This is a genomic window from Castellaniella sp. WN (assembly GCF_054457555.1).
In genome coordinates, this window is record NZ_JBTKZC010000001.1 from 1,083,121 (window position 1) to 1,098,935 (window position 15,815).

The 15,815-nt window shown below is 68.1% G+C and carries 14 protein-coding genes; 2 read left to right on the forward strand and 12 right to left on the reverse strand.

What is annotated here, in order from left to right; all coding sequences use genetic code 11:
* Positions 1 to 5 precede the first annotated feature (5 nt).
* From hflK to ndk, 12 genes are all read right to left on the reverse strand, one after another.
* Positions 6 to 1,319, reverse strand: a complete 1,314-nt coding sequence (gene hflK / locus ACTPOE_RS04955) for an FtsH protease activity modulator HflK (RefSeq protein ID WP_458871107.1) — start codon at positions 1,317 to 1,319, stop codon at positions 6 to 8.
* Complete coding sequence (gene hflX / locus ACTPOE_RS04960; RefSeq protein WP_458871108.1) at positions 1,288 to 2,394, reverse strand: GTPase HflX; 1,107 nt, start codon at positions 2,392 to 2,394, stop codon at positions 1,288 to 1,290. The genes hflK and hflX overlap by 32 nt, the downstream gene beginning before the upstream one ends.
* A 126-nt stretch (positions 2,395 to 2,520) precedes the next feature.
* Positions 2,521 to 2,757, reverse strand: a complete 237-nt coding sequence (gene hfq, locus ACTPOE_RS04965) for an RNA chaperone Hfq (RefSeq protein WP_043681925.1) — start codon at positions 2,755 to 2,757, stop codon at positions 2,521 to 2,523.
* An 86-nt stretch (positions 2,758 to 2,843) separates the two neighbouring features.
* A complete protein-coding gene (hisC, locus tag ACTPOE_RS04970) occupies positions 2,844 to 3,920 on the reverse strand; it encodes a histidinol-phosphate transaminase (protein WP_458871109.1) in 1,077 nt (358 codons plus the stop codon).
* Positions 3,917 to 5,305: a ribosome biogenesis GTPase Der gene (der, locus tag ACTPOE_RS04975; RefSeq protein ID WP_458871110.1), complete on the reverse strand. Its 1,389-nt coding sequence runs from the start codon at positions 5,303 to 5,305 to the stop codon at positions 3,917 to 3,919. The genes hisC and der overlap by 4 nt, the downstream gene beginning before the upstream one ends.
* Positions 5,298 to 6,449, reverse strand: a complete 1,152-nt coding sequence (gene bamB, locus ACTPOE_RS04980; protein ID WP_458871111.1) for an outer membrane protein assembly factor BamB — start codon at positions 6,447 to 6,449, stop codon at positions 5,298 to 5,300. The genes der and bamB overlap by 8 nt, the downstream gene beginning before the upstream one ends.
* Before the next feature lie 2 nt (positions 6,450 to 6,451).
* Positions 6,452 to 7,090, reverse strand: a complete 639-nt coding sequence (locus tag ACTPOE_RS04985; protein WP_458871112.1) for a YfgM family protein — start codon at positions 7,088 to 7,090, stop codon at positions 6,452 to 6,454.
* 8 nt (positions 7,091 to 7,098) lie between these two features.
* A complete protein-coding gene (gene hisS, locus ACTPOE_RS04990; protein ID WP_458871113.1) occupies positions 7,099 to 8,379 on the reverse strand; it encodes a histidine--tRNA ligase in 1,281 nt (426 codons plus the stop codon).
* A gap of 5 nt (positions 8,380 to 8,384) precedes the next feature.
* Positions 8,385 to 9,695 carry a flavodoxin-dependent (E)-4-hydroxy-3-methylbut-2-enyl-diphosphate synthase gene (ispG, locus tag ACTPOE_RS04995; protein WP_458871114.1) on the reverse strand — a complete coding sequence of 437 codons (1,311 nt, stop codon included), beginning with the start codon at positions 9,693 to 9,695 and terminating at the stop codon, positions 8,385 to 8,387.
* A complete protein-coding gene (locus ACTPOE_RS05000; protein WP_458871115.1) occupies positions 9,692 to 10,195 on the reverse strand; it encodes a helix-turn-helix domain-containing protein in 504 nt (167 codons plus the stop codon). Before ACTPOE_RS05000 ends, ispG begins: the two co-directional genes overlap by 4 nt.
* The gene (gene rlmN / locus ACTPOE_RS05005) at positions 10,192 to 11,343 is read right to left on the reverse strand and encodes a 23S rRNA (adenine(2503)-C(2))-methyltransferase RlmN (protein WP_458871116.1); all 1,152 of its coding nucleotides are present in this window, start codon (positions 11,341 to 11,343) and stop codon (positions 10,192 to 10,194) included. Before rlmN ends, ACTPOE_RS05000 begins: the two co-directional genes overlap by 4 nt.
* 51 nt (positions 11,344 to 11,394) lie before the next feature.
* Positions 11,395 to 11,820 (reverse strand): nucleoside-diphosphate kinase, encoded by a 426-nt coding sequence (ndk, locus tag ACTPOE_RS05010; RefSeq protein ID WP_043681908.1) that lies wholly within the window; start codon positions 11,818 to 11,820, stop codon positions 11,395 to 11,397.
* A gap of 192 nt (positions 11,821 to 12,012) precedes the next feature.
* Here ndk and ACTPOE_RS05015 point away from each other — a divergent pair, with 192 nt between their 5' ends.
* Together ACTPOE_RS05015 and ACTPOE_RS05020 are read left to right on the forward strand one after the other, a co-directional pair.
* Positions 12,013 to 14,847: a valine--tRNA ligase gene (locus ACTPOE_RS05015; RefSeq protein WP_458871117.1), complete on the forward strand. Its 2,835-nt coding sequence runs from the start codon at positions 12,013 to 12,015 to the stop codon at positions 14,845 to 14,847.
* A gap of 203 nt (positions 14,848 to 15,050) precedes the next feature.
* Positions 15,051 to 15,614: a cytochrome b gene (locus tag ACTPOE_RS05020; protein WP_458871118.1), complete on the forward strand. Its 564-nt coding sequence runs from the start codon at positions 15,051 to 15,053 to the stop codon at positions 15,612 to 15,614.
* Positions 15,615 to 15,815: the final 201 nt, after the last annotated feature.

The following is a 15,815-nucleotide window of genomic DNA, read 5'->3' on the forward strand; positions in this document are numbered from 1 at the left end:
GGCTCCTAGTTCGAATACGGGCTGGTCATCAGGCTGTCCAGGCCGGACGGCACGCCGCGCTGCGACGCGCGGCCGGACCCGGACTGCCCCTGGGCGGCCTGCGCGGCCCCGGCGGCGGCCGGCACCGATCCGCCCGACGAGCCGGCATCGCGCGAGCCCGATGACGAGGAACCCCCGGCCGCGCGCGCGGCCTGGCCCATGATCTTGTCCAGCGGCAGGTAGAGCATGTTGTTGCCCACCGGGGCGTCGATCATGACCTTGGCGCTGTCGCTCAGGATGTCCTGCATGGTTTCCAGATACAGACGCTCGCGCGTGACGCCGGGCGCCTTGGCGTATTCGGCGGCGATGCTGTCGAAGCGCGAGGTGTCGCCCTGGGCCTGGCCGATGACCTGGGCGCTGTAGCCCTCGGATTCCTGGATCATGCGGGCCGCCTGACCTTCGGCCTCGGGGAGGACCTTGCTGGCGTAGGCATTGCCTTCGTTGATCTGGCGCTCGCGATCCTGGCCGGCCTTGACGGCGTCGTCGAACGCGGCCTGGACCTGCTCGGGCGGCTGGACGTTCTGGATGGCCACGGTGGAGATCTGGATCCCGGTCCTGTAGCGGTCCAGGATGGACTGCGCCAGGGCCTGGACTTCGGACGCGACCTCGGTACGGCCGGAATACAGGACGAAGTCCATGGGCTTGCGGCCGACGATCTCGCGCATGGCGGTCTCGGCCGCCTGGCGCACTGATTCGTCAGGCTGGCTGGTGTTGAACAGATAGGCCGGCGCGCCGTCGGGCAACAGCCGGTATTGCACCACGAACTGCACGTCAACGATATTCTCGTCGTTGGTGAGCATCAGCGATTCGGGCAGGACCTTGTTGCGCGACGAGCCCCGGAAACCGACCTCGAAGGTACGCAGCTGGGCGATGTTGACCGGCTGGGCAGCTTCGATGGGATACGGCAGGCGCCACTGCAGGCCCGGATTGAGCGTCTTGACGTACTGCCCGAAGCGGGTGACGACGGCCACCTGGCCTTCCTGGACGATCATGAAGCCGCTGGCCAGCCACAGCAGGACGGCCGCCACGACCAGCAGCAGCACGAAGCGGGGGGATGGGCCCGGCAGGGACGGCAGGCCGCCCGACGGCGGACGGGGGCCGCGCCCGCCGCCCCGGCGGCCGAACAGGCCGTTCAGCCGCTTGCTGAAATCGCGCCAGACCTCGTCCAGATCGGGGGGGCCGGAGGACTGGTCGGGCTTGCCGCGGGAATCGTCGTTCTGGTTCTGGCCGCCCCGCCCCCAGCCCGGATCATTCAGGTTGAACAGTTTCATCAAACGCATTGTTTCTCGTAGGCTCCCCACCAAATTCAACGATCGACTGCCGCAAGCCGTCCAGTCCGCTGCGTTGCAGGGCGCTGACGAAGACTCGCGCAATCGTACCATGTTCGTTTCGCTCGACCCGGGGTTCGTATCCCGCCGTGTCGATTTTGTTGTAGACCAGGATCTGCGGGATCTCGTGGGCCTCGATGTCGCGCAGGACCTGATTGACCGCCGCGGCCTGCTCGTCGCGCTGCGGACTGGCCGCGTCGATCACGTGCAGCAGCAGATCGGCGTGGACGGTTTCCTCCAGGGTCGCCCGGAAGGCCGCGATCAGCATCGGCGGCAGGGACCGGATGAAGCCCACGGTGTCGGACACGACGACCTGGCCGGCGCCCTCGATCCAGACGCGGCGGGTCGTCGTGTCCAGCGTGGCGAAGAGCTGGTCGGCCGCATAGGCGTCGGCGCGGGTCAGCGCATTGAACAGGGTGGACTTGCCCGCGTTGGTGTAACCGACCAGGGAGACCGACAGGGTCTTGCCGCGCACCCGGGCGCGACGCTGTGTCAGGCGCTGGCGCTGGACGCGGTCCAGGCGCTCCTTCAGGGCGCGCACGCGCACGCCGATCAGGCGTCGATCGGTCTCCAGCTGGGATTCGCCGGGACCGCGCACGCCGATGCCGCCACGCTGGCGCTCCAGGTGGGTCCACATCCGGGTCAGTCGGGTGGACAGGTGCTGCAGCTGGGCCAGCTCGACCTGGAGCTTGCCTTCGTGGCTCTTGGCGCGCAGGGCGAAGATGTCCAGGATGAGCGCCACCCGATCGACGACGCGAACCTCGAAGCGGCGCTCCAGGTTGCGCTGCTGGGCCGGGGTGAGCGCCTGGTCGAAGAGCACGACCTCCGCCCCGGCGGCCTTGACCAGGGCGGCGGCTTCCTCGATCTTGCCCGAACCGATGAAACCCGCGGCATCCGGCCGGCTGCGCCGGGCGGTGAGGACTTCGACGATGTCGGCCCCCGCCCCGCTGGCGAGCATGAGGAATTCCTCGGCGTGGGCGTTGTAGTCGGGCTCGCCCAGGTCGACGCTGATGACGAGGGATTTCATGATGCCCACCTCGCGGCCTGCATGCCGCCCCCCGAGGGGGCGCTTTGAGGCTTGGGGCGGCCCGGCACCTCAAAGCAAATGCCCGCCGGGGCAGAGCGCGCGGCGGGCGGAGAAACAGACGGCGACTTATTCGGCAGAGTCGTCCACCTGGAAGGAAACGGGACGGGCGGGCACGACGGTGGAGATGGCGTGCTTGTAGACCATCTGGGTGACTGTGTTGCGCAGCAGCACGACGTACTGATCGAAGGACTCGACCTGGCCCTGCAGCTTGATCCCGTTGACCAGATAGATCGAGACGGGTACGTGGTCCTTGCGCAAGGCGTTCAGGAATGGGTCTTGGAGAATTTGCCCTTTGTTGCTCATGGCCGAGGCTCCGGTTATTGAAGTTATGGTGGAGGGTCTATTTTAATGCGTTTCGATATTGATGCATTGCAGCGATGCACAGCGGCTCAGGCCGATGGCAGCGCGCGCAGCGCGCCGCACAGGCGGGCGCATTGCTCGGGCGTGCCCACGGTGATGCGCAAGTGCTGGTCGATGCGCGGCGCGCGGAAATGCCGCACCAGAATGCCGGTCTCGCGCAGGCCGGCGGCAATCCCGGCGGCGTCGCGGCCGGGATGGCGGGCGAAGACGAAATTGGCCTGCGAGGGCAGGACCTCGAAGCCCAGGGCTCGCAGGTCGCTCGCCAGCTGCTCGCGGGCGTCGATCACGGCCCGCCGGGTGCGGTCGAACCAGGCATCGTCCTCGATCGCCGCCTGGGCGCCGGCCAGCGCCACGCGATCCAGAGGGTAGGAATTGAAGCTGTCCTTCACGCGCGTCAGCCCGGCGATCAGAGCGGCGCGGCCCAGAGCGTAACCCACCCGCAAGCCCGCCAGGGAACGGGACTTGGACAGGGTATGGATCACCAGGACGTTGGGGAATTCGCCGATCAGCGCGGCCGCGGATTCGGCGCCGAAGTCCACATAGGCCTCGTCCACCACCACGGCGCTGTCGGGACGCGCCCGCGCGATGGCGGCGATTTCGTCCAGGGAAAGGGTGCGGCCGGTGGGCGCGTTCGGATTGGCGAAGATGATACCTGCGGGTTCAGGACCGGCCGCGCCGGTGTAGTCCGGAACCCGCAGGGCGAAGTCCCCGTCCAGCGGGATCAACCGATGCGGCACGTCGTACAGGCGGCAGTAAGTCTTGTAGAAACTGTAGGTCACGTCGGGCAGCCACAGGGGCCGGCCGCCGCGCAGGAACAGCGCGTTGAACACGTGCGCCAGGATCTCGTCGGAGCCGTTGCCCAGGAACACCTGGTCGGGCGCCATACCGAAGCGGTCCGCGATCGTGCGGCGCAAATCCAGCGCCTGGTAATCGGGATACAGGCGCATGTCGTCGGACAGGGCGGCGCGCATGGCCTCGATCGCCCGGGGCGAGGGTCCATACGGATTCTCGTTGGTGTTCAGCTTCAGCAGATTCGGGATGCGTGCCTGCTCGCCCGGCGCGTAGGGAATCAGGCCGGCGATGTGATCGCTCCAGAGCGTGCTCACGGCTCGTCCTTCAGATAGGGATTGTGCGAGGATTTGAATTCGACCGACAGCGGCGTGCCGGCCAGATTGAAGGCGTCGCGGAACTGGCCCTCGAGGTAACGGCGGTAGGAATCCGGCACCGCGTCCAGGGCGTTGCCGTGGATGATGATGCGCGGCGGGTTCTGCCCGCCCTGGTGGGCGTAGCGCATCTTGGGCCGGAAGATGCCCTTGCGCGGCGGCGGCTGCTGCTCCACGGCCGCCTGCAGGGTGCGGGTGAGCTTCGGCGTGGACAGCTTGGCGAAGGCGGCGGCGTGCGCGGCGTCGACGGCCTTGAGCACGGCGCCGACGCCCTGCCCCTTCAGGGCCGAGAGGTGCAGCACACGGGCGAAGGACAGGAAGCGCAGCTTGCGGTCATATTCGCGCTGCACCCATTCGCGCTGCTCGCGGTCCACCGCGTCCCATTTGTTCAGGCCCACCACCAGGGCGCGGCCGGTCTCGGTGATGAAGCCGGCGATGTGGGCGTCCTGGTCGGAAATGCCTTCACGCGCATCGATCAGCAGCAGCACGACGTTGGCGGCCTCGATGGCCTGCAGCGTCTTGATGACCGAGAATTTTTCCACAGCCTCGAAGACCTTGCCCCGGCGGCGCAGGCCGGCGGTGTCGATCAACGTGTAGCGGCGGTCGCCGCGCTCGAATTCGATTTCGATGGCGTCGCGCGTGGTGCCCGGCAGATCGTAGGCGATGACGCGTTCCTCGCCCACCAGGGTGTTGATCAGCGTGGACTTGCCGACGTTCGGCCGTCCGGCGATGGCGAGCTTGATGCGGTGATCGGGTTCACCGCCCTCGCCCGCCGCGTCCGAGGCGGCGTCGTCCCCGCCATCCTCGGCGGCCCGCTCGGCCAGCAGAGGAGCGAGCGCCTCGTCGGCCAGGGCCGACACGCCGTCGCCGTGCGCCGCCGAAATCGGGTGCGGCTCGCCCAGCCCCAATTCGTGGAACTGGGCCAGGTCGGCGTGATGGCGCATGCCTTCGGCCTTGTTCACGGCCAGCAGCACACGCTGGCCTGACTTGCGCAACAGACGGGCGATCTCGTGGTCGTGGGCGTTGATGCCTTCGCGCCCGTCCACCAGGAAAATCACCACGTCGGACTCGGCGATGGCCTGAGCCGTCTGGCGCGCCATCTCGACCAGGATGCCGCTCGTGGCGACCGGCTCGAAGCCACCGGTATCGACCACGATGTAAGGATGCTCGCCTACCCGCCCCTCGCCGTAATGGCGGTCTCGGGTCAGCCCGGAGATGTTCGCCACCAGCGCCGCGCGCGAACGCGTCAGACGGTTGAACAGGGTCGATTTGCCGACGTTCGTGCGCCCGACCAGGGCCACGACCGGCCTGAAACGCGTATCAGCCACCGACACCCACCAGAATCAGCTTGCCGTCGCCCGTCTGGACCACCACCCCGCGCGGAGTGGACACCAGAGCCGAAACGACCGGCCCGCCGCCCACCTGCAGGCGGGCCATCGGGGCGCCGTCGGCGCGCGACAGGAAATGCACGTAGCCTTCGTAGTCTCCCACGGCCACGGCGGCGCCCGCCGGCGCGGGGGCGCCCAGGCGGCGGTTGAGCAGCGCCGCCTGCTTCCAGAGTTCGTGGCCGTCCTTCAGGTCCAGGGCGCGGACCGTGTCGCGCGCGTCGGCCAGATAAAGGCGCTGGCCGTCGGTGTTCATGCCGGTCGCCGAGGAGACTTCCTGGGACCAGACGGCACGCCCGCCCTGGGACACGTCGAAGCAGGTCGTGCGCCCCTGGTAGCTGACGCCGCACAGCAGAGGACCGGCGACGACGGGCTGGCCGACCACGTCCGTGATGCGTTCCAGGTCGGAGGCCCCGCGCGAGGCGGAGACCGAGCCTTCCCAGCGGACGGCGCCGGAGGCCGCGTCGATCACCATCAGGCGGCCGTTGGGCATGCCGGCGATCAGCAGATCGGGCACCGACAGCATGCGGATGCTGGTGCGCAGCGCCAGGGCGGGGCCGGGACGCTGCACGTTCCAGCGCAGCTTGCCGGTGGCCGCGTCGAAGCCCTGGATGCGGTAGTCCGTGGTGCGCACCGCGACGATGCCGTTGCCCACCGAGGGCGGCACGTTGACGGCGCTGGCGGCCTGGCTGCGCCAGAGTTCCTTGCCCTGGGCGTCGTAGGCCACGACCACGCCGGATTGCGTGGCCACGGCGACCACCCGCCCGTCGCTGCCCGCTCCGGCCGACAGCGGTCCGGCATCGACGCGCCAGCGCAGCGAGCCGGAAGAGGCGTCCAGCGCCGCCACGGTCCCCGAGGGCGTCGCGGCGTACAGGGTGTCACCCACCAGTTCGGGAGAGAAGCCATAGCCGCCCCCGCTGCCGATCGAGGCCGACCAGCGCGCCGACACCGCCAGCGAGGGCGCGTAGTCGGTCAGCGGCGCGGGGTCGAACCGGGCGTCGGCTTGGGAAAACAGGCTGCAGCCGGACAGCCCGGTGGCGACCAGGCCGACGAGCGCCGCACGAAACAGGCGGGAGGGGGATGGCATGATCAGGCTCCGTTCAGGGCGTCGATTTTCAGTTGGACGATCTGGGCGGCGGGATCCGCGCCCAGGGATTTCAAGGCCTCTTTCCAGGCCTGGACGGCCTGCGCATGCTGGCCCTGGGCGGCCAGGACGTCGCCACGGCGGTCGGCGTACAGACCGGCGAAACCGGCGGGCGGCGTGCCCTGGAGCTGGACCAGGGCCGGCTCGTATTGCTTCTGGGCCAGCAGCACGCCGGCCAGGCGCAGGCGTGCCACGGCACGCAGCGCCGGAGCCGTGTCATCGCGCGCCAGCCATTCGAGCTGCTCGCGGGCGCCATCCAGGTCCTTGCGTTCCTGCAGTGCCCAGGCCGCCACCAGCACGCCGCGCGCGGCATAGCCGGAACCGGCGTAATCATCGCGCAAGGCGGTGCTGGCCGCCTTGATGCGGGCCACGGCGTCGTCGCCCGGCTGGGCAGCGGCGGCTTCGAGGGCCTCATAGTAGCCCATGGCCTGCCCGGCCTGGTGCGACTGGTACCATTGCCAACCGCGCCAGCCGGCGAACACGGCCAGCACGGCGAAGACCAGGGCCATGGAAAGCGTGCCGTAGCGTTCCCACCAAGCCTTCAGCGCGTCGAGTTTTTCCTGCTCTTCGAGATCGTATGCCATGCCTGTGTTCAGATCCTTTGTTGGAGTTGCGCGGCCAGCTGGTCGAAGGCGACCGATTCCTGTTGTCCGTCCCCGCCGCCGGCGCGCAGCCATTTCACGGTTGCCCGGCCCGAGGCCAGTTCATCCCCGCCGATGACGACGGCGGCCACCGCGCCGCTGGCGTCGGCCCGGCGGAACTGTGATTTAAACCCAGTCGAACCGGCATGGACAAGTACCCGCAGTCCGGCGTCGCGCAGGGACTCGGCGAGCCGCGCCGCCCGCCGCTGGGCGGCCTCGCCCTGGTGGATCAGGTAGACCTGGCATTCGGCCGGATCCTGATCGGGCGCGTCCTGCTGCCAGAGGTCGAGCAGGCGTTCCATGCCGATGGCGAAACCCACCGCCGGCGCCGGCTTGCCGCCCAGCAGTTCGATCAGGCCGTCGTAGCGGCCGCCGCCGCAGACCGTGCCCTGAGCGCCCAGACGGTCCGTGACCCACTCGAAGACGGTCAGATTGTAGTAGTCCAGCCCGCGCACCAGGCGCGGATTGAGCGTGTAGGCGATCCCGGCGTCGTCCAGCCGGTCGCACAGACCCCGGTAGTGCGCCAGGGACTCGGCGCCCAGAAAGTCGAACAGGCGCGGCGCGGCGTTGGCCATGTCCTGCATGACGGGGTTCTTGGTGTCCAGCACGCGCAACGGGTTGCTGTGCATGCGGCGGCGGGCTTCTTCGTCGAGCACATCGACATGCTTTTCCAGGTGCGCGACCAGGGCCGCGCGGTGCGCGGCGCGCTCGGACGCCTGGCCCAGGGAATTGAGTTCCAGGCGGATATCCTTCAGGCCCAGCAGACGCCACAGGCGCGCCAGCATCAGGATCAGCTCCGCGTCCACGTCCGGCCCGGGAAAGCCCAGGGCCTCGACGTCGATCTGGTGGAACTGGCGGTAGCGGCCACGCTGCGGGCGCTCATGCCGGAACACCGGCCCCATCGCGTAGACGCGGCGCGGGCGGTCGTAGAGGAAATTGTGCTCGATGACCGAGCGCACGACGCCGGCGGTGAACTCGGGCCGCATCGTCAGGCGTTCATCGTTCAGAGGATCGACGAAGGAATACATTTCCTTTTCGACGATGTCGGTGACCTCGCCGATGCCGCGAGCGAACAGGCGGGTGTGTTCCAGCACCGGGGTGCGCAGGTTCTGGTAGCCGTAGCTGGCCAGCCAGTCGCGCACGACGGACTCGAGCCGTTCCCAGCGCGCCGTTTCCGGCGGCAAGGCATCCTTCATGCCGGTCAGGCCGGCGACTTTCTTGAATTCGGACATGGATCTCAATGGGGGGAGCGCGCCACGACACCCGGGCGGCGCGAGGGCTCGGCACCCTGCTCCCGTCCGTAGCGCCGGGCCACGTAATTTTCGACGATGGCCTGGAATTCCTCGGCGATGGCATCGCCCTTGAGCGTCACGGTGCGCTCGCCGTCCACGTACACCGGCGCGGACGGGATCTCGCCCGTGCCCGGCAGGCTGATGCCGATGTCGGCGTGGCGGCTTTCACCGGGGCCGTTGACGACGCAGCCCATGACGGCCACGTGCATGTTCTCGACACCCGGATATCTGGTCTTCCAGACCGGCATCTGCGCGCGCAGGAAGGCCTGGATGCTGGCGGCCAGCTCCTGAAACACCGTGCTGCTGGTACGCCCGCAGCCCGGGCAGGCCACCACCATCGGGGTGAAGGCACGCAGGCCCATGGTCTGCAGGATTTCCTGGGCGACGACGACTTCGCGGCTGCGGTCGCCGCCGGGCTCGGGGGTGAGAGAGATGCGGATCGTGTCGCCGATGCCTTCCTGGAGCAGCACGGCCAGGGCCGCCGTGGAGGCGACGATCCCCTTGGAACCCATGCCGGCCTCGGTCAGGCCCAGGTGCAGCGGATAGTCGCAGCGACGCGACAGATCCCGATAGACGGCGATCAAGTCCTGGACGTGGCTGACCTTGCAGGACAACACGATGGCGTCGCCGCGCAGGCCCAGTTCCTGGGCGCGCTCGGCATTGCTGATGGCCGAGACCACCAGGGCCTCGCGCATCACGGCGTTGGCCGACCAGGGCACGGGCCGGGCGGCGTTCTCGTCCATCATCCGCGCCAGCAATTCGTGGTCCAGGCTGCCCCAGTTCACGCCGATGCGGATCGGCTTGTCGTGGCGGCAGGCGACCTCGATCATCTGCGCGAAGTTGTCGTCGCGGCGCTTGCCGCCGCCCATGTTGCCGGGGTTGATGCGGTACTTGGACAGCGCCTGGGCGCAGTCCGGGAACTGGGTCAGCAGCTTGTGGCCGTTGTAGTGGAAGTCCCCGACCAGGGGGACCGGCACGTTCATGCGGTCCAGTTCGTCGCGCAAGGCGGCGACCTGGGCGGCGGCCTCCGGCGTGTTGACGGTGACGCGCACCAGCTCGGAGCCGGCCCGCCAGAGCTCGCGCACCTGCTGCGCGGTGGCCCGGGGATCGGCCGTGTCGGTGTTGGTCATGGACTGCACCACGACCGGGGCGTCGCCACCCACCCGGACCACGTGGCCGCCCCAGATCACGGCGACGGCGCGGGTCGGCCGCCGGGGCGCGGCGGCCGGGTTGGGATTCACGGCATCGGAAGTCATTGACGCAAAGCCTTCAGCCAATCGAACACCAACCATTGCTCAGGCACCCAGCCGCGGTTGACCGCGTACGCGCCGACCACGCAGAACAGCACCAGGATCAACAGCAGCCAGGCCCAGGTGCGGTGGACCGGCTCGCCCTTGGGCGTCATGTCGGCCTGCTGCAGCGCGCGCCGCGCGCCCAGAGCCGTGACGGCGGGCCTGGGCCGTGTCGGACCGACCGCGTCGTCGAGGAGTTTCAGGGCGGCGTCCACGTCGGTTTCGAGGAAACGCGCGTAGTTGCGCACCAGCCCGCGCAGGGGAACGCCTTCGGGCAGCCGCGACCAGTCGCAGTCTTCCAGGTACCTCAGCTGCACGGAGGAATATTTGATGCGCGCGGAGACTTCGGACAGCGACAGGCCGCGCGTCTCGCGCATGGCCTTCAGCGCATCGCCCAGCGACAGCGCCTCCCGGCTCTGGGCCGGGTCCTGGCGCCGCAGCCCGTCTAGGGAAGTTTCGCTCATCCATGCTCCTTTTTGCGTATGACGATCCTGGCCCGGTCGGGCAGCCGTTCGGTAATGCGCGTCCGGTCGCGGACTTCCCCCGCCAGCTGGCCGCAGGCGGCGTCGATGTCGTCGCCGCGCGTCTTGCGCACCGTCACCACCAGCCCCGCGTCGGTCAGCCGCTGGGAGAACAGACGGATGCGCGCCGCCGGGGAACGCCGCAGGCCGGACTGCGGAAAGGGATTGAAGGGGATCAGGTTGAACTTGCAGCGCACCCGTTTCGAGATCTCGATCAGTTGGCGCGCGTGCTCGTCGGCGTCGTTCACCCCGTCGAGCATAATATATTCGAAGGTGATGAAATCGCGCGGCGCGTGCTCCAGGTAGCGGTTGCAGGCGTCGAGCAGTTCGTCCAGCGGATGCTTGCGGTTCAGCGGCACCAACCGGTCGCGCAGTTCGTCGTTGGGCGCGTGCAGCGACACCGCCAGCGCCACCGGACAATCGCGCGCCAGGCGGTCCATCATGGGAACCACGCCGGACGTGGACACGGTCACGCGCCGGCGCGACAGACCGTAGGCGTGGTCGTCCAGCATCAGGCGCAGGGCGCCCAGGACCTGGTCGTAGTTCAACAGGGGTTCGCCCATGCCCATCATGACCACGTTGCTGACGGCCCGATGGGTCTCGTCCACCGGAGCGCCCAGCCGCGCGGCCGCCGGATCCCCGCGCAGGGCGCGGTTGGCATACCAGAGTTGGCCGACGATTTCGGCGGTGGTCAGGTTGCGGCTGAAGCCCTGGTAGCCCGTGGAACAGAACGGACAGGCCACGGTGCAGCCGGCCTGGCTGGAGATGCACAGCGTGCCGCGGTCGTCCTCGGGGATGAAGACGGTCTCGATGGCGTTGCCCAGCCCCATGTCGAACAGCCACTTGCGGGTGCCGTCGGCGGAGCGTTTTTCCAGGTTCAAGGGAGGCGCCTGCACGACACAATGGGCTTCCAGGCGGGTGCGGAAATCCTTGGCCAGGTCGCTCATGTCCTGGAACCGGTCGACGCCGCGCTGATGCACCCACTGCGACAACTGGCGCGCGCGGAAAGGCTTGCCGCCCCACTGCGCCACGAGCGCTTCGAGGGAAGCCGGGTCCAGACCCAGGACGTTGATGGTTTCGGCGGCGAGCATGTGCGGATTTTCAGCTTGGGGCCCCGGTCATGGCCGGGGCCCGCGCCGCGATCAGCGGCTGTGGATGTTGCTTTCGGGGAAGAAGAAGGCGATCTCGACCGCCGCCGTTTCCGGAGCGTCGGAGCCGTGCACCGCATTGGCGTCGATGCTTTCGGCGAAATCGGCGCGGATCGTGCCCGGCGCGGCCTTCTTGGGATCGGTCGCGCCCATCAGGTCGCGGTTCTTCGAGATGGCGGATTCGCCTTCCAGCACCTGGACGAACACCGGGCCCGACACCATGAAGTCAACCAGGTCCTTGAAGAAGGGGCGTTCCTTGTGCACGGCGTAGAAACGTTCGGCTTCGCCGCGCGAGAGCTGGCGCAACTGGGCGGCCACGACGGTCAGGCCGGCCTTTTCGAAACGGGCGACGATCTCGCCGATGACGTTCTTGGCGACGGCGTCGGGCTTGATGATGGAAAGGGTGCGTTCAATAGCCATGAAAATTTCCGGTAGGGAATGGAAAACGGGAGTTTCCGGTGAAAATGTAGAATGACACCGCCGCGGCCGCCCCGATGGATCGGGCCGGTGATCGGGTCTTGTGGTCAACCGCGCATTTTACCATGGGCGGTTTTCTCTCCATGCGCCTAAAATGATCGTTTTTTCGCCGCCGGCCCCTGCCAAGAAGAACCCATGAGCGATTCCGCCTCCCCTTCCCTGCCCAAGAGTTTCGAACCCCAGGACATCGAGTCCCGCTGGTATGACGAGTGGAATCGCCGCGGCCTGTTCGCTGGAGGCCGGCACGCCGAGCCCGCCGCGGGCCGAACGCCGGAATCCTTCGCCATCCAGTTTCCGCCGCCCAACGTCACCGGCACCCTGCACATGGGGCACGCCTTCAACCAGACCATCATGGACGGTCTGATCCGCCATCATCGCATGCGTGGCGACGACACGGTCTTCATTCCCGGCACGGACCACGCCGGGATCGCCACCCAGATCGTGGTGGAACGCCAGCTCGACGCCGAAGGCGTCTCGCGCCACGACCTGGGCCGCGACAAATTCCTGGAACGCGTCTGGGCCTGGAAGGAAAAGTCCGGCAGCACCATCACCGGCCAGTTCCGCCGCCTGGGCTCGTCCTGCGACTGGTCACGCGAATACTTCACCATGGACGAGCGCCTGTCGCGCGGCGTGGCGGAAGTCTTCGTGCGCCTGTATGAGCAGGGCCTGATCTACCGCGGCAAGCGCCTGGTGAACTGGGACCCGGTGCTGGGCACGGCGGTGTCCGACCTGGAAGTCGTCAGCACCGAGGAAGACGGCCACATGTGGGAAATCCGCTATCCGCTGGCCGCGCCCGTGGGCGGGCTGACCCACCTGGTGGTCGCCACCACCCGCCCGGAAACCATGCTGGGCGACGTGGCCGTGATGGTGCACCCCGAGGACGAGCGCTACGCCCACCTGATCGGCCGCGGCGTGGTCCTGCCCCTGGTCGGACGCGAAATCCCCGTCATCGCCGACGACTACGTGGACCGCGCATTCGGCACGGGCGTGGTCAAGGTCACCCCGGCGCACGATTTCAACGACTACGCCGTCGGCCAGCGCCACGGCCTGGACATGATCAGCGTACTGACCCTGGACGCGAAGATCAGTGACGCGGCCCCCGGGGCCTATCGCGGCCTGGACCGCTTCGAGGCCCGCAAGCGCGTCGTCGCCGACCTGGAATCACAAGGCCTGCTGCAACAAGTGCGCGCCCACAAGCTCATGGTGCCGCGTGGCGACCGCACCAACAGCGTGATCGAACCGATGCTCACCGACCAGTGGTTCGTGGCGATGAGCAAGCCGGCGCCCGAGGGCAGCCTGCATCCCGGCAAGAGCATCACCCAGGTGGCCCTGGACGTGGTGGCCGACGGCCGCGTGAAATTCGTTCCGGAAAACTGGACCGTCACCTACAACCAGTGGCTGGAGAAGATCCAGGACTGGTGCATTTCCCGCCAGCTCTGGTGGGGCCACCAGATCCCCGCCTGGCACGCGCCCGACGGCCGCATCTTCGTCGCCCGCTCGGCCGGGGACGCCGAGCGCCAGGCGCGCGCGGCGGGCGTGGAAGGCCCGCTCACGCGCGACCCGGACGTGCTCGATACCTGGTTCTCTTCCGCCCTGGTGCCCTTCACCGACCTGGGCTGGCCCGACCGGACCCCCGACCTGGAACGCTACCTGCCGTCCGGCGTGCTGGTCACGGGCTTCGACATCATCTTCTTCTGGGTGGCGCGCATGATCATGATGAGCATGCACCACACCGGCGAGGTGCCTTTCCGCACGGTCTACGTCCATGGCCTGGTCTGCGACATGGAGGGCAAGAAGATGTCCAAGTCCAAGGGCAACACCATCGACCCTGTGGACCTGATCGACGGCATCGCCCTGGACCCGCTGATCGCCAAGCGCACCGCCGGCCTGATGAACCCGAAGCAGGCCGACGCGATCCGCAAGCGCACCCGCAAGGACTATCCCGACGGCATCCCGGCCTACGGCGCCGACGCGCTGCGCTTCACCATGGCGGCCTACGCCACACTGGGGCGCAACATCAATTTCGACCTGAAGCGCTGCGAAGGCTACCGCAATTTCTGCAACAAGCTCTGGAACGCCACGCGTTTCGTGCTGATGAACGTGGAAGGCCACGACCTGGGCCGGCCCAGTCCCGACGACCTGTCCTTCGCCGATCGCTGGATCATCGACGGCCTGCAGCGGTTGATCGACGAGGTGGACGCCGGCTTCGGCCAATACCGCTTCGACCAGGTCGCCGACCGCCTGTACCACTTCATCTGGGACGAATACTGCGACTGGTACGTGGAATTGGCCAAGGTCCGCCTGCAGACGGGCGACGCCGCGCAGCGGGCCGCCACGCGCCGCACCCTGATCCATGTGCTGGAAACCCTGCTGCGCCTGATCCATCCGATCATGCCCTTCATCACCGAGGAGCTCTGGCAGAAGGTCTCGGTGGCGGCCGGCGTGCGCGACGCCGGCACGCCCGCCAGCATCAGCGTCCAGCCCTGGCCGACTGCCCGCGACGACCTGCGCGACGCGGCGGCGGCCGAACGCATGACCGCGCTGAAATCGCTGACCGACGCGATCCGCGCGCTGCGCGGGGAAATGGGCCTGGCACCGAGCCAGCGCGTGCCGCTGCTGGTCCAGGGCGCCGAGACCGGGCTCGACGAGCTGGCCCCCTACCTGGTGGCGCTGGCGCGCCTGGAAAGCGTCCAGGGCGTGGACCGCCTGCCGGACCTGGGCGCGCCCGTCCAGGTGGTCGGCACCACCCAGCTGATGCTGCACGTGGAGATCGACCTGGACGCCGAACGCATCCGCCTGGACAAGGAAATCGACCGTCTGGAAAAGGAAATCGCCAAGGCCTCCGGCAAACTGTCGAACGCCAGCTTCGTCGAGCGCGCCCCGGCGACGGTGGTCGAACAGGAAAAGGCCCGCCTGGTCCAGTTCGGCGAGACCCTGGAGCGGGTCCGGGCGCAGCGGCAAAGACTGTAATGCCTCCAGGGGACGGAAGCGGGGGATCGCGGCCGGCCGGTGCGCCCGCGACGGCACTTCCCGCGCGCAGGCTGGCGAAGCCCGGCCATTGAAATAGCCCGCCCGGCGCATTCACCCGCCATTCATCCTCCCCGAGCCATGCTATGGGCAAATCGAGCCGATCGTCCTGTCCCATCGCGTCTCCCAAACAGGAGGTACCGCAAATGAACGTCCCCGCCTCCCGCTACCATCGTCTGTCGATCGGCGCGCATTGGCTGACGCTGGCATTGCTGATTTTCCTCTATGTCCTGATCGAACTGCGGGGCCTGGCCCCGAAAGGCAGCGACCTGCGCGACGCCCTGAAGACGTGGCACGGCATGCTCGGCCTGGCCGTGTTCTGCCTGACCTTCGCCAGGCTGGCGCTGCGCCTGGCGTTCCGCACCCCGCCCGTCTCCCCGCCGCCGCCCGCCTGGCAGCATGCCCTGGCGCAGGCCCTGCACCTCGCCTTGTATATATTCCTGGTCATCATGCCCCTGCTGGGCTGGCTGCTCCTCAGCGCCCAGGGCAAGCCGGTGCCGTTCTTCGGCTTCGAGTGGCCCGCCCTGATCACGCCGGACAAGACACTGGGCCATGGCCTGGAAGACATCCACGAGGCCATCGGCACGCTGGGTTATTTCCTGATTGGCCTGCACGCCCTGGCGGCGCTGTTCCACCACTATGTCATGCGCGACGATACGCTGCTGCGCATGCTGCCAGCACGCGCAGGCCGGAAATCCGCCGGATACTAGTGTCCTGTCTGGCTAATTCCGATTCTTACCTTCGGCGCCCGGGCTGGCCATGCTGCGTTGCTTGTCCACCTCACCGCTTGCAAGCGGTTCGGATTCGTCAGGCACGGAGCAGTCCGCAAGGGACTGCTCCGTGTCCAGACTCATCCTCGCGATAGCACCGGCTATCGATGCGGTTTGCGCCTTGCCTGACAAGTCCATGCA